General features: G+C 71.9%; 32 protein-coding genes and 1 tRNA gene. 16 read left to right on the top strand and 17 right to left on the bottom strand.

All coding sequences use genetic code 11. The annotated features are described in order from the left end of the window. Positions 1–58: 58 nt before the first annotated feature. Positions 59–454 carry a DUF488 domain-containing protein gene (locus tag ASF45_RS19335; protein ID WP_056666310.1) on the bottom strand — a complete coding sequence of 132 codons (396 nt, stop codon included), beginning with the start codon at positions 452–454 and terminating at the stop codon, positions 59–61. 57 nt (positions 455–511) lie between these two features. Here ASF45_RS19335 and ASF45_RS19330 point away from each other — a divergent pair. After that, a tRNA-Pro gene (locus tag ASF45_RS19330) sits at positions 512–588 on the top strand. Between the two features lie 95 nt (positions 589–683). On the opposite strand, the gene ASF45_RS19325 is transcribed toward ASF45_RS19330, so the two are convergent. Continuing rightward, complete coding sequence (locus tag ASF45_RS19325; RefSeq protein ID WP_056666307.1) at positions 684–1,442, bottom strand: class I SAM-dependent methyltransferase; 759 nt, start codon at positions 1,440–1,442, stop codon at positions 684–686. A 198-nt stretch (positions 1,443–1,640) separates the two neighbouring features. Between ASF45_RS19325 and ASF45_RS19320 the strand changes: the two genes are divergently transcribed. From ASF45_RS19320 to ASF45_RS19295, 6 genes are read left to right on the top strand one after another with little or no spacing between them, the layout of a single operon-like run. Then, entirely contained in the window at positions 1,641–2,519 is an 879-nt protein-coding gene (locus ASF45_RS19320; RefSeq protein ID WP_056666304.1) for a MipA/OmpV family protein, read from the top strand. 58 nt (positions 2,520–2,577) lie between these two features. Next, positions 2,578–3,309: a lysophospholipid acyltransferase family protein gene (locus ASF45_RS19315; RefSeq protein WP_063887724.1), complete on the top strand. Its 732-nt coding sequence runs from the start codon at positions 2,578–2,580 to the stop codon at positions 3,307–3,309. Next, a complete protein-coding gene (locus ASF45_RS19310) occupies positions 3,306–4,082 on the top strand; it encodes a glycosyltransferase family 2 protein (protein WP_056666302.1) in 777 nt (258 codons plus the stop codon). Before ASF45_RS19315 ends, ASF45_RS19310 begins: the two co-directional genes overlap by 4 nt. Then, on the top strand, positions 4,082–4,759 hold the full coding sequence (locus ASF45_RS19305) for a phosphatase PAP2 family protein (RefSeq protein WP_056666299.1): 678 nt from the start codon (positions 4,082–4,084) through the stop codon (positions 4,757–4,759). The genes ASF45_RS19310 and ASF45_RS19305 overlap by 1 nt, the downstream gene beginning before the upstream one ends. Positions 4,760–4,772: 13 nt before the next feature. Further along, positions 4,773–5,018 carry an acyl carrier protein gene (locus ASF45_RS19300; RefSeq protein ID WP_056666298.1) on the top strand — a complete coding sequence of 82 codons (246 nt, stop codon included), beginning with the start codon at positions 4,773–4,775 and terminating at the stop codon, positions 5,016–5,018. After that, complete coding sequence (locus ASF45_RS19295; protein WP_056666295.1) at positions 5,015–6,220, top strand: beta-ketoacyl synthase; 1,206 nt, start codon at positions 5,015–5,017, stop codon at positions 6,218–6,220. Before ASF45_RS19300 ends, ASF45_RS19295 begins: the two co-directional genes overlap by 4 nt. Here the strand turns inward: ASF45_RS19295 and ASF45_RS19290 are convergent. The 15 genes from ASF45_RS19290 to ASF45_RS19220 are packed head-to-tail and all read right to left on the bottom strand — an operon-like array spanning position 6,207 to position 20,428. Then, positions 6,207–7,817 carry an NAD(P)/FAD-dependent oxidoreductase gene (locus ASF45_RS19290; protein WP_056666293.1) on the bottom strand — a complete coding sequence of 537 codons (1,611 nt, stop codon included), beginning with the start codon at positions 7,815–7,817 and terminating at the stop codon, positions 6,207–6,209. The genes ASF45_RS19295 and ASF45_RS19290 overlap by 14 nt on opposite strands. Positions 7,818–7,819: 2 nt before the next feature. After that, the gene (gene fabG / locus ASF45_RS19285) at positions 7,820–8,551 is read right to left on the bottom strand and encodes a 3-oxoacyl-ACP reductase FabG (protein ID WP_056666290.1); all 732 of its coding nucleotides are present in this window, start codon (positions 8,549–8,551) and stop codon (positions 7,820–7,822) included. Then, positions 8,548–8,997, bottom strand: coding sequence for a hypothetical protein (locus tag ASF45_RS19280; protein ID WP_056666287.1), 450 nt, complete (start codon positions 8,995–8,997; stop codon positions 8,548–8,550). Before ASF45_RS19280 ends, fabG begins: the two co-directional genes overlap by 4 nt. Beyond that, positions 8,991–9,797: a beta-ketoacyl synthase chain length factor gene (locus ASF45_RS19275; protein WP_056666285.1), complete on the bottom strand. Its 807-nt coding sequence runs from the start codon at positions 9,795–9,797 to the stop codon at positions 8,991–8,993. The genes ASF45_RS19280 and ASF45_RS19275 overlap by 7 nt, the downstream gene beginning before the upstream one ends. Beyond that, positions 9,794–10,981: a beta-ketoacyl-[acyl-carrier-protein] synthase family protein gene (locus ASF45_RS19270; RefSeq protein ID WP_056666282.1), complete on the bottom strand. Its 1,188-nt coding sequence runs from the start codon at positions 10,979–10,981 to the stop codon at positions 9,794–9,796. The genes ASF45_RS19275 and ASF45_RS19270 overlap by 4 nt, the downstream gene beginning before the upstream one ends. Then, entirely contained in the window at positions 10,978–11,703 is a 726-nt protein-coding gene (locus ASF45_RS19265; RefSeq protein ID WP_056666279.1) for a class I SAM-dependent methyltransferase, read from the bottom strand. Before ASF45_RS19265 ends, ASF45_RS19270 begins: the two co-directional genes overlap by 4 nt. Continuing rightward, positions 11,700–12,530 (bottom strand): polysaccharide deacetylase family protein, encoded by an 831-nt coding sequence (locus ASF45_RS19260; RefSeq protein WP_056666999.1) that lies wholly within the window; start codon positions 12,528–12,530, stop codon positions 11,700–11,702. Before ASF45_RS19260 ends, ASF45_RS19265 begins: the two co-directional genes overlap by 4 nt. Positions 12,531–12,543: 13 nt before the next feature. Continuing rightward, complete coding sequence (locus ASF45_RS19255; protein WP_056666994.1) at positions 12,544–14,913, bottom strand: MMPL family transporter; 2,370 nt, start codon at positions 14,911–14,913, stop codon at positions 12,544–12,546. Positions 14,914–14,932: 19 nt separating this feature from the next. Beyond that, positions 14,933–15,478 (bottom strand): LolA-related protein, encoded by a 546-nt coding sequence (locus ASF45_RS19250; RefSeq protein WP_082551135.1) that lies wholly within the window; start codon positions 15,476–15,478, stop codon positions 14,933–14,935. Between the two features lie 10 nt (positions 15,479–15,488). After that, a complete protein-coding gene (locus ASF45_RS19245; RefSeq protein WP_056666273.1) occupies positions 15,489–16,481 on the bottom strand; it encodes an acyl-CoA synthetase in 993 nt (330 codons plus the stop codon). Then, entirely contained in the window at positions 16,478–16,807 is a 330-nt protein-coding gene (locus ASF45_RS36560; protein WP_056666270.1) for a hypothetical protein, read from the bottom strand. Before ASF45_RS36560 ends, ASF45_RS19245 begins: the two co-directional genes overlap by 4 nt. Beyond that, on the bottom strand, positions 16,804–18,162 hold the full coding sequence (locus tag ASF45_RS19235; RefSeq protein WP_056666266.1) for an AMP-binding protein: 1,359 nt from the start codon (positions 18,160–18,162) through the stop codon (positions 16,804–16,806). The genes ASF45_RS36560 and ASF45_RS19235 overlap by 4 nt, the downstream gene beginning before the upstream one ends. Further along, entirely contained in the window at positions 18,159–18,830 is a 672-nt protein-coding gene (locus tag ASF45_RS19230; protein WP_056666264.1) for a hypothetical protein, read from the bottom strand. The genes ASF45_RS19235 and ASF45_RS19230 overlap by 4 nt, the downstream gene beginning before the upstream one ends. A gap of 13 nt (positions 18,831–18,843) precedes the next feature. Next, the gene (locus ASF45_RS19225) at positions 18,844–19,119 is read right to left on the bottom strand and encodes a phosphopantetheine-binding protein (RefSeq protein WP_056666261.1); all 276 of its coding nucleotides are present in this window, start codon (positions 19,117–19,119) and stop codon (positions 18,844–18,846) included. 4 nt (positions 19,120–19,123) lie between these two features. Beyond that, the gene (locus ASF45_RS19220) at positions 19,124–20,428 is read right to left on the bottom strand and encodes a cation:proton antiporter (protein ID WP_056666258.1); all 1,305 of its coding nucleotides are present in this window, start codon (positions 20,426–20,428) and stop codon (positions 19,124–19,126) included. Between the two features lie 88 nt (positions 20,429–20,516). On the opposite strand from ASF45_RS19220, the gene ASF45_RS19215 reads away from it, so the two are divergent. The 9 genes from ASF45_RS19215 (at position 20,517) to ASF45_RS19175 (ending at position 26,214) form a co-directional block, all read left to right on the top strand. Next, positions 20,517–21,872 carry an NAD(P)/FAD-dependent oxidoreductase gene (locus ASF45_RS19215; RefSeq protein WP_056666254.1) on the top strand — a complete coding sequence of 452 codons (1,356 nt, stop codon included), beginning with the start codon at positions 20,517–20,519 and terminating at the stop codon, positions 21,870–21,872. 85 nt (positions 21,873–21,957) lie between these two features. Continuing rightward, positions 21,958–22,518, top strand: a complete 561-nt coding sequence (locus ASF45_RS19210; protein WP_082551134.1) for a DUF4410 domain-containing protein — start codon at positions 21,958–21,960, stop codon at positions 22,516–22,518. A 32-nt stretch (positions 22,519–22,550) separates the two neighbouring features. Further along, positions 22,551–23,204: a hypothetical protein gene (locus tag ASF45_RS19205; protein WP_056666248.1), complete on the top strand. Its 654-nt coding sequence runs from the start codon at positions 22,551–22,553 to the stop codon at positions 23,202–23,204. A gap of 86 nt (positions 23,205–23,290) precedes the next feature. Further along, positions 23,291–24,076 (top strand): transglutaminase family protein, encoded by a 786-nt coding sequence (locus tag ASF45_RS19200; RefSeq protein WP_056666243.1) that lies wholly within the window; start codon positions 23,291–23,293, stop codon positions 24,074–24,076. 257 nt (positions 24,077–24,333) lie between these two features. Continuing rightward, a complete protein-coding gene (locus tag ASF45_RS36110) occupies positions 24,334–24,621 on the top strand; it encodes a hypothetical protein (protein ID WP_200932179.1) in 288 nt (95 codons plus the stop codon). Next, positions 24,618–24,881, top strand: a complete 264-nt coding sequence (gene infA, locus ASF45_RS19190) for a translation initiation factor IF-1 (RefSeq protein ID WP_056666238.1) — start codon at positions 24,618–24,620, stop codon at positions 24,879–24,881. Before ASF45_RS36110 ends, infA begins: the two co-directional genes overlap by 4 nt. Positions 24,882–24,904: 23 nt before the next feature. Continuing rightward, the gene (locus ASF45_RS36855; protein ID WP_056666236.1) at positions 24,905–25,264 is read left to right on the top strand and encodes an RNA-binding protein; all 360 of its coding nucleotides are present in this window, start codon (positions 24,905–24,907) and stop codon (positions 25,262–25,264) included. 351 nt (positions 25,265–25,615) lie between these two features. Beyond that, entirely contained in the window at positions 25,616–25,843 is a 228-nt protein-coding gene (locus ASF45_RS19180) for a hypothetical protein (protein ID WP_056666232.1), read from the top strand. After that, positions 25,837–26,214, top strand: a complete 378-nt coding sequence (locus ASF45_RS19175) for a VOC family protein (protein ID WP_235580970.1) — start codon at positions 25,837–25,839, stop codon at positions 26,212–26,214. Before ASF45_RS19180 ends, ASF45_RS19175 begins: the two co-directional genes overlap by 7 nt. The last annotated feature ends 9 nt before the right edge of the window (positions 26,215–26,223 follow it).

Below are 26,223 nucleotides of genomic sequence, written 5' to 3'. Positions count from 1 at the left end.
GATGCCGGTGCGGGCGGACCATCCGGAAAACCGCAAATCCTATCATCACGTGATGCTTTCAGGCGATGGCGGCGCCGCGCGCGGCCAGCAGTTCACGCAGCAGCGAGCGGTGGCAGCGCGCCTCGTGCTCGCAGTAGCAGCCCACCGACAGGTTGGCACCGTGCGACAGCGCGGCCAGCAGGTCCAGATTGCGGGCGGCCTCGGGGGTGTTCATCTCGCGCAGGTACTGCTTGCGAAAGCCGGCCCAGGCCTTGGCATCGCCCGAGGCCTGGGCCGCCTGGCCCAGCGCCATGGTCTCGGCGCTGGGCGCGAGGTTGGGGTACCAGCAGTCGTACCAGTCCTGGCTGGCGAACGCGGTCTTGGGCACGCCGCGCGGCGGCCGGCGGACCGTGCCGATGCGCAGGCCTTCGTCGGCGGCGCGTGGCGAACCGAGGCGAACGATGCGGATGCTCATGTTGTTTGTCTCCGTGCTACAGGAATGCCCGCGCGTCCAGGCTAGAATGGCGGGCTTCGGAGCGTAGCGCAGTCTGGTAGCGCATCTGGTTTGGGACCAGAGGGTCGTAGGTTCGAATCCTATCGCTCCGACCACACAAGACGGCCAAGGGCGTCCGGCAGACATGCCGGACGCCCTTTGTCATTGGGCTGCCAACTGGGGAGCCGACCGGGGAGCCATGGGTGCGTCTTCAGCCCGGCTTGCGCGCCGTGTACTCGGAGAACACGCCGAGCTCGGTGTGCCGCTGCACCTGCTCGAAGCCGGCCTCGCGCAGCGCGGCCAGCACCGACTCCGGCGGGATGCAGGCGTCGATGGTGTCCCAGTAGTAGCGCCACAGCTCGGCCGTGTCGCGCTGGCGACCCACGACGCGGGCGACCAGCGGGACGAAGGCCCGCATGTAGGCACGCAGCAGCGCGCGGCCCATGCGGTGTTCGGGCCGCGTGATCTCCAGCACCAGCAGCCGGCCGCCCGGACGCAGCACGCGGTGGAACTCGGCAAAGGCCGCGTGCACGTCGGCGATGTGGCGCAGCGCATAGCCCATGCTCAGGAAATCGTGGCTGGCATCGGGTTGGGGCAGGGCCTCGGCGCGGCCTTGCAACAGCTGCACCTGCGGCAGGCGGACTTCGCCCAGCATGCCGGGGCTGGGGTCCACGCCGACCAGGCGCCCCTCGAAACCGATCAGCCGCAGGGCTTCGCGCGCGACCAGGCCGGTGCCGATGCCCACGTCCAGCACCCGCGCGCCGCTGCCGAGCCCGGCGCGCTGCAAGGCCATGCGCCGGTACCAGGGGCCGGTGCCCAGCGCCAGCAGGCGCTCGATGCGGTCGTAGTCGGAGGCGGTGGCGTCGAAGATGCGGCGCAGGTAGCGGTCGCGTTCGGATTCGTCTGCGTAGTACGCACGCAGCGGTGCGTGCGGCGCCAACGCGGAGGGCGCCTGTCCTGGTGGGTGCATGCGGGCATTATTTCCGAGGCGCGCGTCGTGCAGGCGTGACAGTTGGTAGCAGGCGGGGGCTGAGGGGCGGCGATGGCGAAAGAAAACCAGGGAGAATCACGCGCTTCGGGAAGGGAGCCTCCACCCAGCCCTCCGGAGATTCGCATTGACCGATCCAAGCAAGCAACGCACCGACGCCATGCCCGGCGTGCAGGCCTGATGCGCGCGCGCGCGTTCCTGCGGCAGGCCGCCGTGCTGGCCGCGGCACTGCCCGCCGCAGGGCTGGCAGCCGAGCCCATCGCGGCCGGCCCCGCTGCCGACAACGGCCTGGGCGCGGGCCAGCGCCCGCTGTGGGAGCTGGGTCTGGGTGTGGCCGCATTGCGCCTGCCCGACTACCGCGGTGCCGACCAGGGCCGCAACTACCTGCTGCCCTTGCCGTACATCGTCTACCGCGGCGACTGGCTCAGGGCCGACCGCGACGGCGCGCGCGCCGTGCTGCTGGACACGCCACGCGTCCAGTTCGACCTGAGCCTGGCGGCCTCGGCCCCCGCGCGCAGCAAGGACAACGACGCGCGCCGCGGCATGCGCAACCTGAAGGGGCTGGCCGAGATCGGCCCCAACCTCAACCTGGCGCTGGCGCGCTCCGCACAGGAGCGCTGGAAGCTGGATCTGCGGCTGCCCGTGCGCGCCGCCTTCACGCTGGAGAAGTCGCCGCGCTTTGCCGGCACCACCTTCTCGCCGCACCTGAACCTCGATGTGGCCAACGTCGCCGGTGGCTGGAACCTCGGCATGCTCACAGGCCCGGTGTTCGGCGACCGCAAGAACCACGCGTACTTCTACGGCGTCGGCGCCGGCGATGCCACGGCGAGTCGGCCGGCCTACGAAGCCCGCGGCGGCTACGGCGGCTGGCAGGCGCTGGCCTCGACCTCGCGCCGCTTCGGCAACACCTGGGTCGGCGCCTTCGTGCGCTACGACCGACTCGACGGCGCCGCTTTCGACGACAGCCCGCTGATGCGGCGCAACTCGGCACTCTCGGCCGGCATCGGCGTGTCGTGGATCCTCGCCACCTCGTCCGAGCGGGTGGCGGGCAGGGATTGAGCTGGAACGTGCCGAGGAATTCCTGGGAACCGCCGCTGCAGCGCAGCGGCGTTCACGCATGAGCATGCTGCGCCGGCTCTGGCAGTGCACGCTGTTCTACCTGCTGCTCGCGCACCTGGGCGCCATGTCGCTGACATGGAACCTGGTCTGCGTGCTGTTGTATCCGCTGTTGCCGCGCGCGCATGGCACGGTGGTCGGGCGGGCGGCGATCTCCTCGGTCTACCGCGGCTTCTGGACCTGCGCGCAGTGGCTGGGCCTCATGCGCATCGACTACGAGGCGCTGGACGCCCTGTCGCGCGACCAGGGCCTGATCATCGCGGCCAACCATCCCTGCATGCTGGACGCGCTGCTGATCGTCGCGCGCGTGCCACGCGGCATCTGCATCATGCGCGCCAGTCTCATGCGCAATCCCTTCCTGGGCGCTGGCGCGCGCATGGCGCGCTACATCCGCAACGACCCGCCGCGCAGCATGGTCCGCGGCGCCGTGGAGAACCTGCGCGCCGGTGGCCAGCTCGTGCTGTTTCCCGAGGGCACGCGCACCGTGCAGCCGCCGATCAACCCGTTCCGCCCCGGCATCACGCTGATGGCCCATCTGGCGCAGGTACCGATCCAGACCGTGTTCATCGAGACCGGCACCGACTACCTGCGCAAGGGCTGGCCGATCTGGCGCGCGCCGCAGTTCCCGATGGCGTTCACGGTGCGGCTGGGCCAGCGCTTCGCGCCCGAGGCCGACCATGCAGGGCTGCTGCAGCGGCTGGAACATTACTTCGCCGAAGAGTTGCGGCCATGACCATCCCATCGACCACCCATGTGCTGCTGATCCCCAGCTACAACACCGGCCCCAAGGTCTACGAGACCGTGGCCGCGGCGCGCGCGCAGTGGAACCCGGTCTGGGTCGTCACCGACGGCAGCACGGACGGCACGCCGGCCGGCCTGCAGGCCATGGCGGCCGAAGACCCGGGCCTGGTCGTCATCGCGCTGCCGGCCAACGTGGGCAAGGGCGCGGCGCTGCTGCACGGGCTGGAGCGTGCGCAGGCCGCCGGCTTCACGCACGCGCTGACCATGGACTCGGACGGCCAGCATCCGGCCGCGCTGATCCAGGCCTTCATGCAGGCCTCCATCGCGCGGCCCGAGACCATGGTGCTGGGCCGGCCCGTGTTCGACGCCTCCGCGCCGCTGCTGCGCGTGCGCGGGCGCCGCGTGTCGAACTGGTGGACCAACCTGGAAACGCTGGGCGCCGGCATCGACGATTCGCTCTATGGCTTTCGCGTCTACCCCATCGCCGACCTCGTGGCCGTGATGCGCCGCCAGCCCTGGATGCGCCGCTTCGATTTCGACACCGAGGCCGTGGTGCGGCTGGCCTGGCGCGGCGTCAAGCCCGTGAACCTGGCCGCGCCCGTCAAGTACCTGACGGCCGAGGAGGGCGGTGTCTCGCACTTCCGCTACGGCCGCGACAACGCGTTGCTGAGCTGGATGCACTTTCGGCTCATGCTCGAGTTCGTGCTGCGCCTGCCGCTCTTGGCCTGGCGCCGTGCCACGCGGCGTGCGCCGTTCCAGCCGTGATGTCCCGCTCCGCGCACCCCGACTGGCGGGCCGAGATCTGGTCGCGCATGCGCGAGCTGTTTTGGCTCAAGTTGCTCGGCACCGCGTTGTGGACCACGCTGTTCTTCATCGGCTACTTCGAGCTGCTGCGCCACCCCGCGCACCCGGTCACCGTGATGCCGCTGACCTGGGTCGACGCGCTGGTGCCGTTCCAGCCGGCCATGCTGTGGCCCTACCTGTCGCTGTGGTTCTACATCGGCATCGCGCCCGGCCTGCAGCGCGGCTTTCCGCAGTTGCTGGTGTACGGGCTGTGGACCGTGGTGCTGATGGGTGGCGGCCTCGCCATCTTCCACTTCTGGCCGACCGCCGTGCCGCCGCTGACGCTGGACCGCACGCTGTACCCGGGCTTCTCGATGCTGGAGGGCGTGGACGCCGCCGGCAACGCCTCGCCGTCCATGCACGTGGCCTCGGCCGTCTTCACCGGCATCCGCATCCATGCCGTGCTGCGCGAGACCGGCTCGCCCATGGCGCTGCGCCTGGCCAACCTGGTGTGGGCCGCGCTGATCGCCTGGTCCACCATGGCCGTGCGCCAGCACGTGGCGCTGGACGTGCTGGGCGGCGCGTGCCTGGGGCTGCTGGTGGCATTGGCCTCGCTGCGCTGGCGCCCGAGCACGGGCTATCATGCCCCCCGCCCGTAGAAGACCGTCCACCATGAGTTCCCTGCCCGCTCTCCAGGAGCTGATCCACAGCAAGTTCGGCATCGACGCCGCCACCCTGACGCCCGACACCTCGATGCGCGAGTCCGGCTTCGATTCGCTGGCCCTGGTCGAGTTCGTGTTCGCGGTGGAGGACCAGTTCAAGATCTCCGTGCCGGACGACAACACCAGCATCGACACGCTGGCCGAATTCGCGGCCCTGGTCGACCGGCTGGTCGCTGCCAAGCAGGCCGCTGCGTGAGCACTGCGGTCGCTGTCACCGGCCTTGGTGTGGTCTCACCCCATGGGTCGGACGCCGGCACCCTGTTCGATGCACTGCTGCAGGGCCGCTCGGCCATCGCACCGGTGTTCCCCGAGCTGGCCAAGCCGGCCTGCGCCGCCACCGTCGACTTCGACCCGCTGCAGTGGTTCACCAAGCTGCAGCTGACCGGCGTCGACCGCGTGAGCCAGCTGGCCGTCGCTGCCGCCGACCTGGCACTGCGCGACGCCGGAGTGCCCGGCGATGTGGCGCCCGAACGCCTGGGCGTCTACGCCGGTTGCGGCATGGGCGGCGCCGCCGCGCTGGAAGCCGCCTACCGCAGCGGCGGCCGCGTGCCGCCGCTCACCATCCCGGCCTTCATGCCCAACGCGCCGGCCGCCCATGTGGCCATGCGCCACAAGGTGCTGGGGCCGGTGCTGACCTATTCCGTGGCCTGCGCCTCGTCGGCCGTGGCCATCGCCGAGGCCGCCGCCGCCGTGCAGCGTGGCGATCTCGACGTGGCCATCGCCGGCGGCAGCGAAGCGCTGATCGTGCCCGGCGTCGTGCTGGCCTGGCAGGCCATGCACACGCTGGCCGCCTTCGACGAGGGCATGGCGGCATCCTGCGTGCGGCCGTTCGCGGCCGACCGCAGCGGCTTCGCGCTGGGCGAGGGCGCGGCCTTCGTGGTGCTCGAGTCGGCCGAGCGTGCGCGTGCGCGGGGCGCCCGCGTCCATGCGCGGCTGGCCGGCTGGGGCATCAGCAGCGACGCGACCCACCTGACCAAGCCCGACGCGGCCGGCCAGGCCCGCGCGCTGAGCGCCGCGCTGCGCCGCGCCGATCTCGCGCCGCGCGACGTCGGCTACTGCAATGCGCACGGCACGGCCACGCGCGCCGGCGATGTGGTCGAGTGCGAGGCGCTGGCCCAGGTGTTTGGCGCTGCGCTGCCCGATCTGGCCGTCAGTTCCACCAAGGCCTTGCACGGCCATCTGCTGGGCGCGGCCGGTGCGCTCGAGGCCGTGGTCACGGTGCAGACGCTGGCCCAGCGCCGACTGCCGCCCAATGCCCATTGCAGCGCACCCGATCCGCAATGCCGCGTGCCGCTGGTGCCGGCCAGCGGGGCGCAGGCGCCACAGCTGGCGGCCGCGCTCAGCAACTCGTTCGCGTTCGGCGGCACCAATGCGGTGCTGCTGTTCACGCGGGACTGAGGTTCGGAAACAAGAGGTTCTGCGCCGCAGGCGCGGCCGGCCGCTGCGCCATCACGGCGCGCAGGGCTTCGGCCGGCAGGCCCGGGTGCTGGCGCAGCGCGCGGTCCATGAGCTGCTCGGCGAGCTGGTGCAGCAGCTGAAGATTGGCCTGCAGCCGCGCATCGAAGGCGGCCTGGTCCAGCCGATCGGCGAGGCCGCGGTTCATCTCGGCGAACCATGCGAGCTTGGCCTGGTCCAGCATGCGGCGCGGCCGCGCGCCGCCGTCCGCGGCGCCCCAGGCGCGCAGAAAGTCCTGCACCGCCACGTTGATGCGGTGCGACCAGGCCAGGTCGTCCTGCAGCCGGGCCATGGCCTGCACGTCGACCAGCCGGTTCTGGAAGAACAGCTGGCACATCACGCCCCAGTAGAAGGTGTAGTCCCACAGCACCTTGAGCGGCATCACCTCGGCGCTGTGGAACAGCGGGTACTGGCCGGTGTAGATCGGCAGCATGGCCTCGTACAGCGAGAAGTAGATGCGCTCGTACATCGGCGCCAGCATGCCGACCGGGGCCTGGGCGCGGTCGCGCTCGACCATCTCCGTCACGAAGCTGTTGGAGATCGCGATGAAGTCGCCGCCCGGCGAGTAGAACGGGTCCAGGAACAGCCCGGCCTCGCCCGTCAGCGCCCAGCGGTCGCTGCCGCTCCAGACCTTCTTGCAGCCGTAGGAGAAACGCTTGAAGAACGCGAAGTCCTGCAGGCCGTCGCGCTTGGCATCGAGGTCGGCATGGAGCTGCGGCTGGTGGACCAGCAGCCAGTCCATGGCCTTGTCGAAGCTGTTCAGCGTCTCGGGCGGGTGCAGCGCGGGGTCGGCCACGATGCCGACCGAGTGCGAACCCGAGGCCAGCGGGATCAGCCAGACCCAGTAGCCCGCGCCGACCAGATGGTTGGTCGACAGCCAGCGGTTGGGCGGGTTGCAGCGCGCCAGCCATTCCGTGTCCTGCGTCCAGTCGGCCACGTCGATGCGGCGGTCGATGCGGAACCAGACGGCATGGGCCGTGTGGTCGTTGGGCTGGGCCAGGTCGAGCCGGCGCTTGATCAGGCCGGCGCGGCCGCTGGCGTCGACGATCCAGTCGGCCGTGGCCTCGTGCTCTTCGCCGCCGTGCGTGTAGCGCACCTGGTGCCGTTCTCCCTTGCGGCCCAGCGTGAAGTCGCGCACCAGCGCGCCATCGCGGTGCTGAACGCCGGCGGTCTGCACCATCTGCGCGAGGTCGTTCTCCAGCATGCCGCGGTCCAGCTGGTAGCTCTGCGTCGGCAAAAAGGTGCTGGCGCCCAGTTCGGTGACCTGCGTGATGTCGGGCGCGCCGTCGCTCCAGAAGAAGCGGAAGCCGAACTTCTTGAGCTGGCGCCGCTCCAGGTAGTCCTTGAGGCCCAGCACCTGCGACAGGTGGTGCGCCTGGATCTCGACCGAGGATTCTCCGACCTTGTGGGCGGCCTCGGGCAGCGGGTGCGTGCGGCGCTCCAGCACCAGCACGTCCAGATCGGGCATGCGCCGGCGCAGCTGCAAGGCCAGCGTCAGGCCGGCCAGCCCGCCGCCGAGGATCACGACGTCGTGGTGCATCGTCAAACCATTCCCCCGTTGATGGAGATCACCTGGCCGCTGATGTAGCCGGCCGCGTCCGAGGCCAGGAAGCCGACCAGCGCCGCCACTTCCTCGCCCGTGCCGGCCCGCTTCATGGGCACGATGCGCTCGATCGTGGCCTTGTCGAAGTCCTGCGCCATGCCCGTGGAAATGATGCCGGGCGCCACCGCGTTGACCGTGATGCCGCGGCTGGCCAGTTCAAGTGCCAGCGACTTGGTGGCGCTGTTCAGAGCGCCCTTGGCCGCCGCGTAGTTGACCTGGCCGCGGTTGCCGGCCACGGCCGACATCGAGGAGATGTTGATGATGCGGCCCCAGCGCGTGCGCACCATCGGCATGCTCAAAGGCTGGGTGACGTGGAAGAAGCCGTTCAGCGAGACGGCTATGACCTGGTGCCACTGCGCGGGCCGCAGCGCCGGGAAGGCCGCGTCGTCGTGCAGGCCGGCGTTGTTGACGAGGATCTGCACCGGGCCCGCGGCCAGCAGCTGCGCGCAGGCCGCGGCACTGGCCTGCGCATCCGTCACGTCGAAGGCCACGGCCTCGGCACTGCCGCCGGCGGCGACGATCTCTTCGGCCAGCGCCTGGGCGGTGGCCAAGCGCTGGTTGGCGTGCACGATGACATGGTGGCCGTCGCGCGCGAATTGCAGTGCGATGGCGCGGCCCAGGCCGCCGCTGGCGCCGGTCACGAGAGCGCGCTTGGAAGTGGTGGAAGTCATGCAGCGAGCGGCGTGTTCAGCACGACGGCAGCCCGGCCTTCGGCCACGGGCTGGCCCGCGTGCTGCACGCGGAAGTGGTAAAGGATCTGCTGCGCATCGCCGGCCTGGCGCTGCGCCTCGATGCGGAGGTCTCCGGCCAGCTCGTCCAGCCGCAGCCGGTGGAACTGCACGCCGCGCGCGCTGGCCAGAAAGCCCGGGCTGGCTGCGTTGGCTGCGCCATCGGCCTGCTGACCGATCAGCGCGCCGTGCAGGGCCATGGCCTGGGCCGCGTACTCGATGGCGCAGGGCGCCAGCAGGCCAGAGGCCGTGCGCAACGGGTTGGCCGCGTCGCGGTGGCTGCTCGCGCTGCAGACGATGGTGTCGGCGTCCCAGTGCTCCAGCCGCGCGAGCAGGCACATGCTGCCGCTGTGCGGGATCAGCCGCGCGATGCCGGCCGCATCTAGCACGGCGCGACCTCGACCTGCAGCGCGAGGTCATCCAGGCAGTGCAGTTGCAACGTGGCCGTGGCGCGCCGGGCCAGCGCCTGCAGCAGCGGCAGCGCGGCAGCGGCCGGAATGCCGCTGCGCAGCGCTTCGAGCGAGGCGTCGGCGCAGGCGCTCTGCGGGCCACCGGCCGCGAGCGGCTGCACCTGGAGCCGGGCCAGGCTGCGCGGCGTGCGCGCGGGCGCCAGCAGCAGGGCCAGGCCGAAGTTCTCGGCGATCGGCCGCTTGCTGTGCAGCGGCTCGGGGTAGGGCAGGTCGTAGGCCACCAGCAGCAGCGGCCGGCCGTCGGCGTGCACGCTGGCCGCGGCCTCGAGCAGGCCGGCGCCGAAGCTGCCGTCGTGCGCGCACAGGCTGGTCGAGCTGGCTTGGCTGCCCACCGCGATGTGCCAGTAGCCGGCCGCCGCGTTGTGCACCGAGTTCGTGAAGCGCGTGGGCGAGACCATGGGGTTGGGCACGGCCAGCGCCTCGCACAGCGAGTGGCAGTTCGCGCCCTCGCCGCCGGAGGAGCTGAACACCGTGGCCAGCGTTGCGGGGTCGGCGCCGGCCTGGGCCACGGCCGCGTCGGCCACGCCCATGGCCAGCCGGATCACGGGGCCGGCGCGGCGGCGCTCGGCCGGCGGCAGCCGGGCCGGCGGGGCCAGCTGGGTGGGCGCGAACTGGTGCGCGACCTCGCCGCGCAGCACCGGTTGCGCCGTTTCCCAATCGGTCAGGCCGGGGCCGAGCAGGCCGACGCCTTCGATGTACAGGGGCAAGGCGCAGGTCATGGCACCTCCTTGGCCAGCACCAGGCTGGCGTTGGTGCCACCGAAGCCGAAGGAGTTGCTCAGCACATGGCGCAGCGGCGCGGCGCGGTTGGTGTCCAGGTACTGCGCGTGCAGGCCGGGGTCGCTCTGCTGGCGGTGCAGGCCGCCCGGCATGAAGCCGTGCTGCAGCGCCAGCAGGCTGATCGCGGCCTCGATGCCACCGGCCGCGCCCAGCGTGTGGCCGGTCGCGCCCTTGGTCGAGCTGCACGGTGGCGTGTGCTCGCCGAACACGCTGCGCACGGCGCGGTCTTCCGAGGCGTCGTTGGTCGGCGTGGCGGTGCCGTGCAGGTTGATGTAGTCGATGTCGCCGGGCTGCAGGCCGGCGGCGTCCAGCGCGGCGCGCATCGCGGCGATGGCGCCCGTGCCCTCGGGATGCGGTGTGCTCATGTGGTGGCCGTCGTTGGTCTCGCCCACGCCCAGCACCCAACCTTCGGGCGCCTCGGCCTCGCGCTCGACCAGCAGGAACGAGCCGGCTTCGCCGATGGACAGGCCACACCGCTCCGCATCCCAGGGCCGGCAGGCCTCGGGCGCCAGCAGTTCCAGCGCGTTGAAACCGTACAGCGTGGTCAGGCACAGGCTGTCGACGCCGCCGACCACGGCCGCGTCGATCCAGCCGGCCTGCAGCATGCGCTGGGCATTGCCGAACACCTTGGCGCTGGACGAGCAGGCCGTGGACACCACGTAGCGCGGCCCGGCCAGCTGCAGCGCCTCGGCTGCGAAGCCGGCCAGCGAGAAGGTGTTCTGTGTCTCGGCGTAGCGGAAGCCCTCGGGCAGCATGCCGTCGCCCTGGCGGTTGCGGTAAGCCAGTTCGGTCTGCAGCAGGCCCGAGGTGCTGGTGCCCAGGAACACGCCGACGCGCGCGGTGCCCCAGCGCGCCCGGGCGCGGGCCACGGCCGCCAGGAAGCCGTCCTGCTGCAGGGCCAGCCAGGCCAGCCGGTTGTTGCGGCAGTCGTGGTGGGCCAGGGCCGTGGGCAGCCCGGCCTGTTCCAGGCCCGCAACCTCGCCGGTCCAGGTGGCCAGCGGCAGGTCGAGGAAACGCAGCGGCGCCAGGCCCGAGCGTTGCGCCTGCAGTGCTTCCAGCGTGGCGGCGCGGCCGGCGCCCAGGGCCGTGCTCAGCGTGAAGGCGGTGATGGCGAGTGGCTTCATGCGCGCGCCTCCGCCACCAGCAGCACGTTGGCAAACGGCGTGCCGGCGCTCATGGGCTGGCTGCGCACGGCAAAACCCAGCTGCTCCAGCTGTGCCGACCACTCGGCCAGCGTGCGACCGTACTGCGGCAGCACGCGGTGGCCGCGGACCCGCGTGACCACCGCGTCGACCCACTGGCTGACCGCGAAGCCCCAGCGCGCGTTGGCGTCGCCCACGCGCAGCAGCAGCCGCCCGCCGGGCGGCAGCGCGGCGCGCACACGCGCCAGCACCTGGTTCTGCTCATGGATGCCGATGTAGTGCAGCACGTCCAGGATCACCACGGCATCGACCGGCGGGAACGCGGTGTGCCGCATGTCGCCGCAGATGAACTGCGCCCCATCGCCCAGTGGTGCCAGCGCCGCACGGGCGCGCGCCACGTCGCGCGGCATGAGTTCGATGCCGGTCACGTGCGCGGGCACGGGCGCCGGCGGCCAGGCGCTGGGCCAGCGGCCCGCGCGCACCAGCGCGCCGCTGCTGGACAGCAGGCTGGCCAGCAGGCCCTGGCCGCAGCCGATGTCGAGCACGCGCGCACCGGGGCGCAGGTGGCCGGCCTCGATCAGGTGGCGGAACACCGGGTCCATGGACAGCTTGCCGCGCGCGAAGCGCCAGGCGAAGCGGCCGGCCGCGCGGTAGGGTGCACTGGCCAGATCGAGCAGGGAAGTCCAGGCGTGCGAGGGGGTCAAGGGTTCAGTGCCTCGGGAAGGGTGACGGCATGCAGGCCGGCGCTGCGCAGCCGCGCCAGCAGCAGCGGCAGGGCCTGCAGCACCACGGGGCGGCCGTCGGCCATGGGAGCGCCGTGGCGGTCGTGCAGCAGCACGATGTCGCCAGCGGCCAGGTTCCGGGTCAGGCGCGCGAGCACGGTCTGCGGATCGGCCTCGCGCGTGTCGAAGCCGCGCCGTGTCCAGGCCACGAGCCGCAGGCCCAGCGCATGCAGCACCGGGTCCAGGAACAGGTTGCGCAGGCCGGCCGGTGCGCGAAAGCAGCTCGGGCGCTGGCCGGTGGCCTCGGCCAACCGGTCCTGCGCCTGGCCGATCTCGCGCTTGAGGCCCGCCGGGCCCAGCAGCGAGAAGTCGTGGCGGTGGCGCAGGCTGTGGTTCTGCACGCTGTGGCCGCGCCGCACGATCTCGCGCGCCAGCGCCGGATGCCGCGCGGCCTGCTCGGCGATGCAGAAGAAGGTGGCGCGCGCGCCATGCGCGTCCAGGATGTCCAGCACCTGCGGCGTGACCGCGGGGTCGGGCCCGTCGTCCAGCGTCACGGCGACCTCGCCGCGCGCCGTGGCGGCCGCGGGCAGGCGCAGCAGGTTGGCGCCCAGCCAGGTCGAGCGCGGCCACAGGCCGGTGGCGGTCAGCAGCGCGTGGTCCAGCGCCACGGCGCCCAGGGCCCAGGGCCACAGCGGCGGCGCGGCAGCCACGAGCCCGGCCGCGCCCAGGTGGCAGGCCGCGCTGGCCTGGAGCAGCAGCGGCGCGCGCCAGCGCTTGGACGGGGTTGGGGACGGGGCGGTGGCGTGCATGGCGGCGAGCAATTTACACGCGGCGCGTGGCGCCCCGTGTAGGAATGAAGGCCGCCGACAGCAGCAGGCACAGCACGATGCCGGGCGCCACCACCTGGCCCAGCGCGTTCAGCGTCGGGATGCTGGACAGCGCCAGCAGGAAGAACGAGATGGCCGCCGTCACGTTGGCCAGCGCCAGCGAGGCCAGCATGTCGTGGTCGATGGGCTGGCCCTGCCGGTCGGCGCGCAGCTGGTCGAAGAACAGCGCGTAGTTCGAGCCGATGGCCACCGTCAGCAGCAGGCCGACCAGGTGCAGGATGCCGAGTTCCTTGCCCGCCAGCGCCAGCGCGGCGATGACGATCAGCGCCGCCGCGCCCACGGCCTGCGCGATGCGCCACAGCCGCGCCCACGAGCGCAGATGCGCCAGCAGCACCAGGCACAGCGCCAGCGCGCCGAAGCCGGCCTGCACCCCGGCCTCGTGCAGGTAGCGCGCGTACATGCCACGCAGCTCGCCCGTGATGTCGACGATCTGCACCTGCGGCATGTCGGCGAAGGCGGCGCGCAGCGCGGCCTGGTCGAGCGGGCGGTTGCCCTGGTTCAGCGTCAGCAGGCCGCGCCAGGGGCGTTCGCCCACGCCCGGCACCGTCAGCGCGTCGAAGGCCGCGCCCAGCGCCGTGCCATCGAGCGCGGCGCGCGTGAGCAGCGCCTGCGCGCGGGCCTGGGCCACGTCGTCCAGGAAGGGCTGCAGGCGCGCGGCGGCGATCGGGCCGTCGGCCGTGGCCTCCTGCAGCCGCGCGCGCAGCACCTCGGCCGCGGGCAATGCATCGCGCCGGGCCTGCTGCACGGGCGGGCTGGGCAGGATGCGGGCCGGCGAGGCATAGCCGGCCAGCCGGCCGTCGGCCACCAGCCGGTCCAGCCGCTGGCCCGCGGCCTCGGCTGCCTGCAGCATGCCGGCCTCGTCGGCGCCCGACACGGCCACCACCACGCCCGGGTCGCTGGCGCCCAGGTCGGCGCGCAGCGCGGCGTCCAGCGCCATCTTCTCGTCGCCCACGGGGCTCAGCGCGGCCAGGTCGCCGCGCCAGGGCGAGGGCATCCAGGCCAGTGCGAGCGCGGCCGCCACGGCCAGCGCGGCCAGCGCCCAGCGCAGGCGCTGCAGCACCGGCATGGCGGCGGCCACGGCGCGGCCCAGGTGGCGGCGCAGGCCCATGCCGGGCGCGCCTTCGGGCGCGATGGTGGTCAGCACGAAGCGCGTGGTCAGCGCCGCGCCGGCCAGGCCGGCGATGGAGAACAGGCCCAGTTGCGCCAGCCCCGGAAAACCAGAGAACAGCAGCGCGGCGAAGCCGCACAGCGAAGTCCACAGGCCCAGCCGCACGGTCGGCCAGCTGGCGCGCAGCCAGAGCCGGCCGCCACCGGCCGCGCCAGTGGCACCCGCACCGGCGCGGGCCTGGATCAGGTAGTAGATGGCGTAGTCCACGGCCTCGCCGATCAGCGTGGTGCCGAAGCCCAGCGTGATGCCGTGCACGTTGCCGAACACCAGGCTCACGGCTGCGATGCCGGCCAGCACGCCGGTGCTGACCGGCAGCAGCGCCGTGACCAGCGTGCGCAGGGAGCCGCCGAAGGACAGCAGCAGCAGGCCGATGACGATCACGCCGCCGGCCAACGCGAGCCGCTCGACCTCGGTCTTGATCTGTGCGCGCGAGGCGACCGCGAAGGTGCCGGCGCCGGAGACCTGCAGTTCCAGGCCGGCCGCTGCATCGGGTGCGAAGCTGCTGCGCACCAGGGCCAGCGCGCGCTCCTGCCCGTCCAGGTCGCTGCCATCGGCGTGGGTGGTGGCCAGCAGCACGGCGCGGTTGCCGTCGCGCGACACCCAGACGCCGCCTTCGCTGCGCGGGGCTTGCGCCGGCAGCATGGACTCGGCCATGCGCAGCGTCTCGCCCGTGGGGTCGCGCAGCAGGATGGGCTTGATGAGGCTGCCGGCCGGCGTGCCGAGCAGGCTGGTGGTCTCGTCGATGCCTCCGCGCAGGCCCTCGGCCGTGAAGCGCTGGTCGTCCACGCCCGGGCTCAGCAGGTAGCGGTGCGCGAACAGGAACTGCGCGGTGTCCGCGAGGCTGCTGTTGTCGCCGTTGTGCACGGCGTCGAAGGCGCCGCTGGCGCGCAGCGCCTGGCCCAGCCGCAGCGAGGCCTGGCCGCGTTGCTCGGGGCTGCCGCCATCGATGCCGACCAGCACCAGGCGCGAGGCCACGCCGCTTTGCAGCTGGTCCAGCAGCACGGCCTGCTCGGCACTCGGGTTGCGCGGCAGGAAGGCCGACAGGTCGGCCACGTAGTGCGTGCGCGCGGTGATGGCCGCCGCGGCCAGCACGAACACGAGCCAGAGCAGCAGGGCGGTGTGGCGCAGGCGGCGCATCAGCACGGGGCCTGGGCGCTCATTGCGGCGTGATCCGCATGACGGCGTAGTCGCCGTCGGCCATGGAAATCGTGATCTCGCGCGGGGCCGACTGCCGGCCCTGGATCGCGACCTGCACGACGAGCTTGCGCAGGCCGGCGTCGCGCGGCGCCAGCAGCAGCTGCCAGCCGTCCGGCCCGCCGCCGACCCGGGCCTCGAAATGGCGGTCGATGGCCTCGCGGTCGCCGGTCAGCGTGCCGCGGATGGCTTCGACGATCACGGCGGCCTCGGGCACGCTGTCCAGCTGCACGGTGCGGCTGCGGCTGCCCTGGCGCAGCGTGACCTCGTTGCCGACCACGCTGATGCTCTCGCTGCGCGGCTTGAGCGTCTCGCGCGTGAAACGGTCTGGCGCCTGGAACGACAGCCGGCCCGTGCTCTCGACGGGCCGGTCGAGCACGCTGGAATGGCGCTGTTCGGTGAAGCTGGCCTGGCCGGACTGCACCTGGGCCAAGAGGCGCATCAGCTGCGCGAGGTCGAAGACCTGGGCGCGCCCGGCCAGCGGCGACACGGCCAGCGCCAGCAGCAAGGCCCGGCGTTCAATCCGGTGTGGCGGAAATGGATGCGGCATCGCTCGCCCAGAAGTCATAGAAGTTGAACCAGTTGTACGGTGCTTCGCGGCAAATGGATTCCAGCAGCGCCACATAGCGTTGCAGCGCGGCCTGCACCTCGGCCTCCAGCGCCGGGCCGGTGGTGGCACGGAAGTCGGCCAGCGGCTCGAAGCGCAGGCTGTAGCGCGCACCGCCGAGGTAGAGCCCGACCATGAAGAACACGCGTTGGCGCAGCAGGGCCGCCAGCCGCAGCGGGCCGTCGGAGAACGGCGCCGGCTCGCCCAGGAAGGGCAGCATCCACGTGCGCGAGCGGCCCGAGTGGCCGGGCAGCGTGCGGTCGGCCAGCAGGCCGGCCATGCCGCCACCGTCCAGCCAGCGGCGCAGCGCGAGCATGGCGCCGGGCCGGCCCAACGCGATGGTGTGCAGCTGCACGTCGGGCGCGATGGCGCGCAGCGTGGCGGTGATGAGGCGGGCGTTGTCCTCGTACATGAGCATGGCCGCGCGCGTGCCCACGCTCTGCGCGCCGGCGCGCAAGGCCTCGAAGCTGCCCACGTGCGCGCCCAGCAGCATCACGCCCTGGCCCTCGGCCAGCACGGCCTCGACCGCGGGCACGTTGTGGCTGCCGATCTGGAACTGCGCCAGCCGGTCCTGCAGGAAGTAGACGCGGTCCAGCACGGTCGCGGCGAAGCTGTGGATGTGGCGGTAGCTGTCGCGCCAGCCGGCCGGGCGCTGCAGCGCGCGCGCCAGGTAGGCGCGCGATGCGCGCCGTGCCCGCCCGTTGGCCAGCAGGAAGTACAGCGTGATCGGATGCAGCACCAGCCGCGCCAGCGGCCGGCCGGCGTGGACGGCGATGGCACCCATCAGCCGCAGCACCCACAGGTTGCTGCGCTCGCGCTGGGTGGCCCAGTCGGCCGGGGGCGCCGGGGATGTGGCCCCCGAGGGGGCGCGCGCCTGCTTGGGGCGGCCTTGCGCTTCGCTCATGGCGCGGCTTCGAATTGCCCGCTGGCCGCCACGCGCGCACCGTTGGACAGGTCACGCACTTCGAAGCGCAGGCCGCGGCCGCTGCCGTCCAGCCGCACTTCCAGCTGGGCGCCGGGCCGCACGGGCGCCAGGAACTTGGTGTTGGCCAGGCGCGGCGCGGAGCCGACCCGGGCGGCCAAGGCCGCGTCGGCCAGCACCGCTTCCAGCACCTCGGCCAGCAGCGCCACGCCCGGCAGCAGCGGCTGCCCCGGGAAATGGCCGGCAAAGGCCGGGTGGTCGGCCGGGATGTGCAGCGCCAGGCTGCGCAGCGCGGCGGCGTCCGTCATCCGGCCAGCTGGCGTTGCGCCCATGCGCCGAAGGCGATGGCCGGCAGCTTGCCGGTGGAAGGCTCGCGCGGCAGCGCCGGCACGGCCAGGATGCGGCGCGGCAGGAAGACGGGGTCCACGCGTGGGCGCAGGCCGGCCAGCACGGCCTCCTGCAATGCGGCCCGGGCCAGGCCGGGCGCGACCACGAAGGCCACCAGCCGTGCGACCGTGCCGTCGGCCTCGTCCGGCGGCAGCCAGAACGCGCCGTCGGCCACGCCGGGCGTGCTGTTCAGGTGGAAGTTCAGGTGCGCCAGCGAGTTGCGCTTGCCGGCGATGTTGATGAGGTCGTTGGAGCGGCCCAGCAGCCGGAAGCGGCTGGGTTCCAGCACCTCCAGGATGTCGGCCAGGGGCGTCGGCACGACCACGTGGCCGCCCTGCACCTGGCTCAGCTCGCCGTCGCCCGACAGCGCCAGGCCCGCGTAGGTGCGCCATTCCGGGCCGTCGGTGGTGCGCCGCGTGGCGACCTGGCCGGCTTCGGTGCAGCCGTAGATTTCCACCAGCTGGCCCTGCAGCGCGGACTCGGCGCGGGCCGCCAGCTGGGGCGACAGCGGCGCCGTGGCGCTGAGGACCAGGTCGACCGTGGGCAATGCGATGCCGGCTTCCAGCAGCATGCGCAGGTGAAAGGGCGTGGTCACCAGCATGCGCGGGCGCGGCAGCCGGTCCAAAGCCGCGGCGATGTCTGCGGGGTAGAACGGCCGCTCGGCATCGAAGGCGGCGCCGCCCAGCATCGCGATCAGCACGGTCGACTCGAAGCCGTACATGTGCTGCGGCGGCACCGTGGCCACCAGGCTCAGGCCCTCCAGGTCAGGCCGGCCCAGGTGCTCGGCCAGGCGCTGCGCGCCGGCCACCGTGCAGTCCACCAGCGGGCCCCAGCGCTTGGGATGCGGCACGGGCTGGCCGGTGGAGCCGGAGGTCAGCACGTGGGCGGCCAGCTGCGCACGGGGCAGGGCGGGCGGCACGTCGGCATCGGCGGCATCCGTCGCATCGCCGTACGCCGCCTGTGGCAGCGCCACTTCGCTGCCTTGGCCATCGACGAGCGCGTAGGCCTGCGGAAACAGGCTCTGCAGCCGCGCCACGGTCTCGCGCTGGTGGTTGGGTGGCATCAGGTTGGGCTGGCCGCGCAGCATGGCCGCGCCCAGGCCCACGGCGAAACGGTAGCGGTCGCCCGACAGGTTCAGCATCGCGCCCTGGGCCGGCAGCCGGGCGGCCAGGGCCTGCACGTCGGCCAGATAGCGGCGCCGCGCGATCGGCGCGCCGGCGCGCCAGGCGATGGGCGCGTCCAGGTCGGAGCCGAAGATCAGCGGGGCCTGCGTCATGCCCGGGTGTCGGGGTGGGTGGGGGCGCCCGGCTTGGCGCCGTGCATGTAGCTGCGGACCGCGTCGGCCAGGCTGGCGCGTTCGAACTCGGGGTGCAGCCGGTAGCGCAGCCAGTATTCGCCGCCGAACAGGGTGGCCACGGCCAGCGGCGTCAGCACGTTGGCGAACAGCGCCCAGGTCTCGAAGCGTGCGAACGCGTACAGGCCCAGCGACAGCAGCGCCATGGCGACGAAGTAGACGGTCCAGACCCGTGTGAGCCGGCGCGTGTAGGCCGCCATGTCGGCTGTGAACTGGCGGTGCACGCTGCGGGCAAGCCGGGTGATCAGCGCCTCCTGGCCCGCGCGCAGCGTGCCGCCGAAACCGACCGCCAGAAACACATTGATGCCCACGTGCTGGGCCAGGTACAGCACCTGGGTGGACAGCGGCTTGGGCAGGCTGGCCTGCACGCACAGCGCCACCAGCGACAGCGCGCTCAGCGCGGCCAGCGGCCGCTGGCCCCCGCGCCAGGCGCCCCAGGCGATGGTCAGCAGCATGGGCGCCAGCACCAGCACGGCGTTCCAGGGCGTGGCCGGGGCGGCCGTCATGAGCCAGTGCGAGACGGCGATGTAGGCCAGGCTGAGCGACAGCACGGCCAGGATGCGAACGGGCATGGACAAGGCGCGCGGCATGGTGCCGCGCCTCTCAGGCAGCGGGCGCGCGGTGCGCGGCGATGTGCTCGGCCAGACTGGCCAGCGAGGCGAAGATGCGCACGTTGTCTTCGTCGTCCGAGCGCAGCTGGAACCCATAACGCTGCGACACCACCAGGGCCACTTCGAGGATGTCGATGGAGTCCAGGCCCAGGCCTTCGCCGTAGATCGGGGCGGCTGGGTCGATGGTCTCGGGGGCCATTTCCAGGTTCAGCGCCTCGACGAGGAGCGACGCGACTTCGCGTTGCAGATCGGTTTGAGTGGGGTTCATGCGGTCACGGGTCGGTTGGCGGCAAAGGGCTTGGCGCCGGCCCTGCGGCTACCCTGTGGCGGGCCGGAAGTATAGCCAGCGGGGCCCGGGCGCCCAGCAGGTTCAGCAGCGGGCCGGTCAGTGCGGTGGTGGCCAGCGCCATCAGCAGCAGCATGGTGAAGAGCGTGGGCGTGATCAGGCCGGCGTCCAGGCCGATCTGGATGACGATGAGTTCCATGAGGCCGCGCGCGTTCATGAGCGTGCCGGCCGCCAGGCTGTCGCGCCAGCCCCAGCCCGCCAGCCGTGCGCCGGCCGCGCCGCCGGCCACCTTGCCGACGATGGCCGCGGCCAGCACCAGCGCGAACGTGGGCAGCGCGGCAGCGCCCAGCGCGTCGGCACTGGCGTTGAGTCCGGCCAGCGCGAAGAACACCGGCAGCAGCAGCGCCGTGGCCATTGGCGCCAGCCGGGCCTCCAGCGCGTGCAGCAGTGCGTCGTCGCGCGGCAGGCAGACACCGAACAGGAAGGCTCCGAACACGGCATGCACGTGCAGCCATTCGGCCACGGCCGCGCAGGCGATCAGCCCGACCAGCACCGCGACCAGGCCCAGGTCCGACAGTGCGCCGGCCTGGAGCTCGCGGCGCAGCAGGGCCGCGTACAGCGGCTTGAGCACGAGGAACAGGGCGGCCGCGAACAGCACCAGTCCACCACAGATGCGCAGGAAACCGGACCAGCCCTCGGCGCCCTGGCCCTGCGTGCTGCCGACCGCCAGCACCAGGGCCAGCACGATCCAGGCGAAGGCATCGACCACGGCGGCCGAGCCCAGCGCCAGCTGGCCGACCGGGGTGCGGCCCATGTTGCGGTCCTTCAGGATGCGCGCCAGCACCGGGAACGCGGTGATCGACAGCGCCACGGCCACGAACAGCGCGAACGGCCACAAGCCCAGGCCCCCGGGCGCCAGCGCCGGGTGCAGCACTGGCGCGATGGCCAGGCCCAGCAGCATGGGCAGCGCCATGCTGGACAGGCCCACCCACAGCGAGGCGCGCAACTGCGCGCCCATGCCGCCCGGCGCGCGCAGTTCCGCGCCGACCAGGCCCATGAACAGCACCACGCCCAGGGTGGACAGTGCCGACAGCGCATGCAGCGAGGCCGGAGGGAACAGCTGGGCGTGGAGCTGCGGCGCCAGTGCGCCGAACACGATGGGACCGAGCACGATGCCGGCCGCCATCTCGCCGACGACCATGGGCTGGCCCAGCGCACGCAGCAGCAGGCCGCACAGGCGTGCCGCGACGAGGATCACGGTCAGTTGCAACAGCAGCAGAAGAACGGTCATGGCGCAGGGGAGGGCCGCAGGGTGCCGGGAGAGAAAGCGTCGACATGGCTATCTTATGATCCCGCTCCCTTCTCCAGACCCCGCAGCGATGCCGTTGTCACCTTCTGTTTCCACCTCCGAGCCGACCGATGCCTGCGACGTGCTGGTGATCGGCGGCGGACCGGCCGGCTCCACCATCGCCACGCTGCTGGCCCGCCAGGGCCGCGACGTGCTGCTGGTCGACAAGGAGCAGCACCCGCGCTTTCACATCGGCGAATCGCTGCTGCCGGCCAACGTGCAGCTGTTCGACCAGCTCGGCGTGCGCGAGCAGGTCGAGCGCATCGGCATGCCCAAGTACGGCATCGAGTTCGTCTCGCCCGAGCACGACCACTGCAGCTACGTCGACTTCGCCGATGCCTACGACAAGAGCATGCCGTTCGCCTGGCAGGTGCGCCGCTCCGAGCTGGACGAGCTGCTGTTCCGCAACGCGGCGGCCTGCGGCGCGCGCACGCTGGAGCGCTGCCATGTGCGCAGCGTGGCCTTCGACGCCGAGGGCGCCAGCGCCCAGGCCCAACTGGCCGACGGCACGCGCCGGCAGCTGCGCGCACGCTACGTGGTCGACGCCAGCGGGCGCGACACGCTGCTGGCCCACCAGCTGGGCAGCAAGCAGAAGAACCCCGCGCACAACAGCACCGCGCTGTTCGGCCACTTCCGCAACGTGCGCCGGCTGGAGGGCAAGCGCGAGGGCAACATCAGCATCTGCTGGTTCCCGCATGGCTGGTTCTGGTTCATCCCGCTGGCCGACGGCACCACCAGCGTGGGCGCGGTCTGCTGGGCCTACTACCTGAAGGCGCGCGGCGCCAAACCGCTGGAGCAGTACTTCCGCGAGACCATCGCGCTGTGCCCCGAACTGGCCGACCGGCTCAAGGACGCGACTCTGGTCGACGACGCCGTGCACGCCACCGGCAATTTCTCGTACAGCAGCACGCACGCCACCGGCCCGCGCTACGTGCTGCTGGGCGATGCCTTCACCTTCATCGACCCGATGTTCTCCTCGGGCGTGTACCTGGCCATGCACAGCGCCTTCGACGGCGCGGACCTCGTGGCCAAGGCGCTGGACGCGCCGGCCGCGTACCCGGCCGCCTGCCAGGCCTTCGAGGCCATGATGCGCAAGGGGCCGCGCGAGTATTCGTGGTTCATCTACCGCGTGACCAACCCGACCATCCGCGAGATGTTCATGTACCCGGCCAACCCGTTCCGCGTGAAGGAGGCGCTGATGTCGCTGCTGGCCGGCGACATCTACGGCAAGACGCCGCTGTGGGGCGCGCTGCGCATGTTCAAGGTCATCTACTACATGATCTCGCTGCGCCACCCGCTGCGCAGCTGGCGCGGCTGGCTGCGGCGCGCGGGCAACATCCGGGACCACGGCCTGCTGGCCGGCGAGACGATCCAGCAGGTGAAGTGAGCCGCGGGCGTCGACACGCCGTTGCCACGCGGTCCAGGCGCCGTCCGACAGCACAGGCGCAGGGCCAGCGGCTAGAGTCCCCGGCATGAACACTCCAAGCCCTTTCTCCCCGTGGCCACGCCTGCCGGCGCTGGCCTTGTGCGTGGCCCTGGCCGGTTGCGCCGCGAACGTCGAGCGCCCCGGCTCAGCCGGCGGCAATGCCCTGCAGGTGCCGGCCCGCGCGCAGACCAGCGTGGCGCTGGTGGTGCGTGCGGCCAGCCCCGAACTGGCCCGGTCCGCCGACTGGCAGGCGCTGCGCGGCGCCTGGCGCGATGCCATGGCCGAGGCCGCGAAGACCGCGGGCAAGCAGTTCCAGTACCTGGAGGCCGAACCACAGAGCACGCCGGCCGGCAGCACGCTGGTGGTGGTCCAGGTGAAGGACTACCGCTACCTCAGCACCGGCGCGCGCTACGGCCTGGGCGTGATGACGGGCAATGCCTATGTGAACGCCGATGCAGCCTTCTACGTGGGGCCCGGCCGCACGCCGGTGGGCCAGCGCAGCTACAGCACCTCCAGCAGCGCCTGGCAGGGCATCTTCTCGGCCATGACCGACAAGCAGCTGGCCAGCATCAGCGCAGCCATGCTCAAGGACATCGACGGCGGCTGAGCCTCGGCTGTGAGTTGGGGAACAATGGTGCGATGGGTGCCGCCGACTTTCTTCTGTCCCCGACCGTTCAGCACATCCTGCAACTGGTGCTGGCCGAGCCCGCCAGGCAGTTCGCCGCCGCCGACTTCGCCAAGGTGTGCAAGCTGGACCTGCCGCAGGTCGAGGAGACCTTGACCCATCTGCTGGGCAACGGCGTGCTGACGCGCAGCGAGGCCCGGGAAGGGCAGCCCGAAACCGTCGCTGTCAACACCGCGTTCGTGTTCTATCCCGAGCTGCGTCGCATCGCGCTCAAGTCCTTCGCGGCCGCCGAACCCTTGCGCGCGATGCTGCAGTCCAAGTTCCGCGCCTCGGTGCAGCGGGCCTTCCTGCTCGGCGAGGACGCCGAGACCGGCGCCCTGCATGTGTTGCTGGTGTATGCCGAGGTCGCTCCAGAGCGCGAGGCCCTCGACCAGGCCTTGCGCAAGCTGCTCAAGTCCGGCGCGCTGCGCCAGCATGTGCAGGCCGACGTGGTGCCCGCGCGGCGCTTCGAAGCGCTCAGGCGCGGCGATGTGTTGCACGCCCGGCTCGCGGCGGACGGCTGCATCGACATCTCGCCCACGGCGCCGAGGAAGTCCAGGGCCGTGCCTGCGCCATCCATGGGCTTCCTGCAGCGCGCGCGCCAGCGCCTGGGTGGCTTCGGGCCCTGAAAGCCGCCGACTGTAGGACCCGCGGCCCGCGCACAAGGGCTGGCCGCTGACAGCGCCGCGCAGGCGCCGGCCCTACCGTGCAGCCCATGCTGCTCGATACCCGCGCCACCATCACCGTCGAATGTCCCCATGCCTGCCCGGTCGTGGCCATGCTGCGTCCGCGCAGCGGCGCCGCGCAGTGGGTGGTGTCCGAGCACTACGGCATCGCGCCCTGGATCCGCCCGCGCGAGTACGAGGACGCCTTTGGCAACCTGTGCCAGCGCTTCACGGTGCCGCCGGGCCGCACCACGCTGGACGTGCGCTCGCAGGTGGAGGTCGATGCGGAGCTTGCGGTGGCGCCGGACGCCGCCCCCACGCCGATCGACCTGCTGCCCGACGAGGTGTTGGTCTACCTGCTGCAGAGCCGCTATTGCCCTTCCGACAAGCTCGAGGCGCGGGCGCGCGAGATCGTCGCGGGCGTGGCGCCGGGCCATGCCCAGGTGGAGGCCATCCGCCACTGGATCCACGCCAACCACGAATACCGCTACGGCGTGAGCCAGGAGAGCACGGATGCGTTGGACACCATGCAGGCCAAGGCCGGCGTGTGCCGCGACTTTGCCCACGTCGGTGTCGCACTGTGCCGCAGCCTGCGCATCCCGGCCCGCATCGTCGTGGGCTACCTGTACCAATTGGATCCGATGGATCTGCATGCCTGGTTCGAGGCCTTCGTGGGCGGGCGCTGGTACAGCTTCGACGCCACCCAGACCGCGCCGCGCGGTGGCCGTGTGGTGATGGCCTACGGGCGCGACGCGGCCGACGTGGCCTTCCTGTCGAACTACGCCGACATGGAGGTGGTGGACATGCAGGTCAGCGTGGCCATGGCCGGCGCGTAGCGCGCCTTCGTGGCCGGATTGACCCTTGACCGCGCAGGTTGCACACGCACGGCCGCAAATGGGGTTACACTCGTCGGCCTGCCGTGTCTTGCTCTCCCCCACGGCAGCCATCGTCTGACATGCACGCGCCCTCCAACAGGGCACCTGCCACGCTCCATGACCGGGCTCCACCCGGTACCCCGCGGTCGTCGAACATCTCCGCGGCGAGCATCACCGCTCCGGCCCTTTGGCTGGATCTCCCACGCGTGGCGGCCAGCTTGGCCGAAACGCTGTTCATGTCCGATTTTTCAAGCACAACCCTCACACTCGGCAGATACCTCATCTCGCCTTTGATCCGCAGCGCCGACTGCGGCGGCTACAGCGCCTCCGTCTCGATCAAGAGCGGCCGCGGCAGCGCCACCCACGACCGCGTGTTGCGCCTGGTCGGCCGCTTCCGCACGGCCGAAGGCGCCCAGTCCCACGCACTGGCCAAAGCCATCGAATACATTCGCCCACGCTTCGGTGCCGCGGGTGTTCTTTTTCCACATACCCAAGGAGCCGAATGAGCAAGGAAGAACTGATCGAGATGCGCGGCAAGGTGGACGAAGTCCTGCCTGACTCGCGTTTCCGCGTGACCCTGGAGAACGGCCACTCGCTGGTGGCCTACACCGGTGGCAAGATGCGCAAGCACCGCATCCGCATTCTCGCGGGCGACAACGTCTCGCTCGAACTTTCCCCTTACGACCTGACCAAGGGCCGGATCACCTTCCGGCATCTGGAACCCCGCGCTGGCGGCGCCCCGGCCCGCCCGCAATACCGACGCTAAATCTTCACCCTAGGAATCTCTCCATGAGCACCCGCATCTACGTTGGCAACCTTGCCTACAGCATCACCTCCGACTCCCTGCGCGAAAACTTCGCCGCGTACGGCGAAGTCAAGTCCGCCCAAGTCATGCAGGACCGCGACAGCGGCCGCTCCAAGGGCTTCGGCTTTGTCGAAATGGGCTCTGCCGCAGAAGCCCAGGCTGCCATCAACGGCCTGAACGGCGCCATGGCCGACGGCCGTGCGCTGACGGTCAACGAAGCCCGCCCCCGTGAAGAAGGCGGCGGTGGCCGCGGCTTCGGCGGCGGCGGCGGCGGTGGCGGTGGCCGCGGCGGCTACAGCGGTGGTGGCGGCGGCGGCTACGGCGGTGGCCGCAGCAACTACTGATCGCCAAGGCGCCTGCGCCTGCGCATCGACACAACCGCCTTCGGGCGGTTTTGTCGTTTCTGGAGCGCCGCAACCTTGTCCCACGTTGCCGTGGGCAAGGCTGTGGACAAGGGCAGGGGATTCGTCGCAAAGCCAAGCCTGGCGCGGCCTGCGCCAGGATGCCTGCGAAACAGGCAGCGGCTCGGTCGCGCCCGATGTTGCCGGCCTTGATCTCCTCCTGCGGCTGCGGCCCGCGCTGCTTGCATAAGGTTCTAACGATTGGTTCGTTCCCTTCTCGCGAGGGCTTGCACACAATCCGCCCGTTCTTTGCGACGGCCCGTGCGGCCGCCGTCTCTTGCAGGAGTTGTTCCCATGGCCGATGCCCTGACCTATTCATCCGATCCGACCGCCATCCCTGCCGAATGGGCCACGCGCGTGCTGGACGTGACCGCCCGCGCCTGGCAACTGGCGCCGCGCTCGGCGCAGGCCCTGGCCCGCCGGGCCCCCCATGGCTATGTGCCGCGCCGGGCCCGCCTGCGTGCCGCGGCGCTGGCCGCGCTGCGGCCGGCCATGCCCAGCTTGCTGGCGCATTCATGGTGAACGCGGCCATGGACATCCAGGCCATCAACCGTGTGCAGCTGCCGTTCCCGCCGGCGCTGGCCAGCGCGGTCACGCATTTCTACGGCGAGCTGCTGGGCCTGACGCTGATGCCGCAGCCGCCCGGGCCGGTGCTGCGCTTCGCCGCGCGCGGCCAGCGCGTGGACCTGGTCGCCACCGAGCAGCCCGCAGCCGCGGCGCCCGGGCTCACGCCGCTGTCCTTCGAGGTGCAGGGCCTGCCGCAGCTGCGCAAGCGCCTGCTCGACGCTGCCTTCCCGCTCGAGGAGAACCAGCCACTGCCGGGCTACCTGCGCTTTTTCGTGCACGATCCGGCTGGCAACCGGCTCGAGTTCGTCGAGCCGGATGTGAGCTGAACCACCCCC

The organism is Pseudorhodoferax sp. Leaf265, from assembly GCF_001422365.1.
In the GTDB taxonomy this organism is placed as follows: Bacteria; Pseudomonadota; Gammaproteobacteria; order Burkholderiales; family Burkholderiaceae_C; genus Pseudorhodoferax.
Note: the sequence above shows the minus strand (reverse complement) of the source record. Positions and strands in the feature narration are given on the sequence as shown.

Excerpts from the sequence above, each read along its gene's own strand:
- ASF45_RS19225 (WP_056666261.1), bottom strand. The coding sequence starts at position 19,119 with ATGAACCCCACTCAAACCGATCTGCAACGCGAAGTCGCGTCGCTCCTC.
- ASF45_RS36855 (WP_056666236.1), top strand. The coding sequence starts at position 24,905 with ATGAGCACCCGCATCTACGTTGGCAACCTTGCCTACAGCATCACCTCC.
- ASF45_RS19205 (WP_056666248.1), top strand. The coding sequence starts at position 22,551 with ATGGGTGCCGCCGACTTTCTTCTGTCCCCGACCGTTCAGCACATCCTG.
- infA (WP_056666238.1), top strand. The coding sequence starts at position 24,618 with ATGAGCAAGGAAGAACTGATCGAGATGCGCGGCAAGGTGGACGAAGTC.
- ASF45_RS19315 (WP_063887724.1), top strand. The coding sequence starts at position 2,578 with ATGAGCATGCTGCGCCGGCTCTGGCAGTGCACGCTGTTCTACCTGCTG.
- ASF45_RS19320 (WP_056666304.1), top strand. The coding sequence starts at position 1,641 with ATGCGCGCGCGCGCGTTCCTGCGGCAGGCCGCCGTGCTGGCCGCGGCA.
- ASF45_RS19180 (WP_056666232.1), top strand. The coding sequence starts at position 25,616 with ATGGCCGATGCCCTGACCTATTCATCCGATCCGACCGCCATCCCTGCC.
- ASF45_RS19245 (WP_056666273.1), bottom strand. The coding sequence starts at position 16,481 with ATGAGCGAAGCGCAAGGCCGCCCCAAGCAGGCGCGCGCCCCCTCGGGG.
- ASF45_RS19175 (WP_235580970.1), top strand. The coding sequence starts at position 25,837 with ATGGTGAACGCGGCCATGGACATCCAGGCCATCAACCGTGTGCAGCTG.
- ASF45_RS19335 (WP_056666310.1), bottom strand. The coding sequence starts at position 454 with ATGAGCATCCGCATCGTTCGCCTCGGTTCGCCACGCGCCGCCGACGAA.
- ASF45_RS19215 (WP_056666254.1), top strand. The coding sequence starts at position 20,517 with ATGCCGTTGTCACCTTCTGTTTCCACCTCCGAGCCGACCGATGCCTGC.
- ASF45_RS36560 (WP_056666270.1), bottom strand. The coding sequence starts at position 16,807 with ATGACGGACGCCGCCGCGCTGCGCAGCCTGGCGCTGCACATCCCGGCC.
- ASF45_RS19235 (WP_056666266.1), bottom strand. The coding sequence starts at position 18,162 with ATGACGCAGGCCCCGCTGATCTTCGGCTCCGACCTGGACGCGCCCATC.
- ASF45_RS19325 (WP_056666307.1), bottom strand. The coding sequence starts at position 1,442 with ATGCACCCACCAGGACAGGCGCCCTCCGCGTTGGCGCCGCACGCACCG.
- ASF45_RS19290 (WP_056666293.1), bottom strand. The coding sequence starts at position 7,817 with ATGCACCACGACGTCGTGATCCTCGGCGGCGGGCTGGCCGGCCTGACG.
- ASF45_RS19210 (WP_082551134.1), top strand. The coding sequence starts at position 21,958 with ATGAACACTCCAAGCCCTTTCTCCCCGTGGCCACGCCTGCCGGCGCTG.
- fabG (WP_056666290.1), bottom strand. The coding sequence starts at position 8,551 with ATGACTTCCACCACTTCCAAGCGCGCTCTCGTGACCGGCGCCAGCGGC.
- ASF45_RS19260 (WP_056666999.1), bottom strand. The coding sequence starts at position 12,530 with ATGCACGCCACCGCCCCGTCCCCAACCCCGTCCAAGCGCTGGCGCGCG.
- ASF45_RS19300 (WP_056666298.1), top strand. The coding sequence starts at position 4,773 with ATGAGTTCCCTGCCCGCTCTCCAGGAGCTGATCCACAGCAAGTTCGGC.
- ASF45_RS19230 (WP_056666264.1), bottom strand. The coding sequence starts at position 18,830 with ATGCCGCGCGCCTTGTCCATGCCCGTTCGCATCCTGGCCGTGCTGTCG.
- ASF45_RS19255 (WP_056666994.1), bottom strand. The coding sequence starts at position 14,913 with ATGCGCCGCCTGCGCCACACCGCCCTGCTGCTCTGGCTCGTGTTCGTG.
- ASF45_RS19275 (WP_056666285.1), bottom strand. The coding sequence starts at position 9,797 with ATGACCTGCGCCTTGCCCCTGTACATCGAAGGCGTCGGCCTGCTCGGC.
- ASF45_RS19305 (WP_056666299.1), top strand. The coding sequence starts at position 4,082 with ATGTCCCGCTCCGCGCACCCCGACTGGCGGGCCGAGATCTGGTCGCGC.
- ASF45_RS19270 (WP_056666282.1), bottom strand. The coding sequence starts at position 10,981 with ATGAAGCCACTCGCCATCACCGCCTTCACGCTGAGCACGGCCCTGGGC.
- ASF45_RS19200 (WP_056666243.1), top strand. The coding sequence starts at position 23,291 with ATGCTGCTCGATACCCGCGCCACCATCACCGTCGAATGTCCCCATGCC.
- ASF45_RS19310 (WP_056666302.1), top strand. The coding sequence starts at position 3,306 with ATGACCATCCCATCGACCACCCATGTGCTGCTGATCCCCAGCTACAAC.
- ASF45_RS19220 (WP_056666258.1), bottom strand. The coding sequence starts at position 20,428 with ATGACCGTTCTTCTGCTGCTGTTGCAACTGACCGTGATCCTCGTCGCG.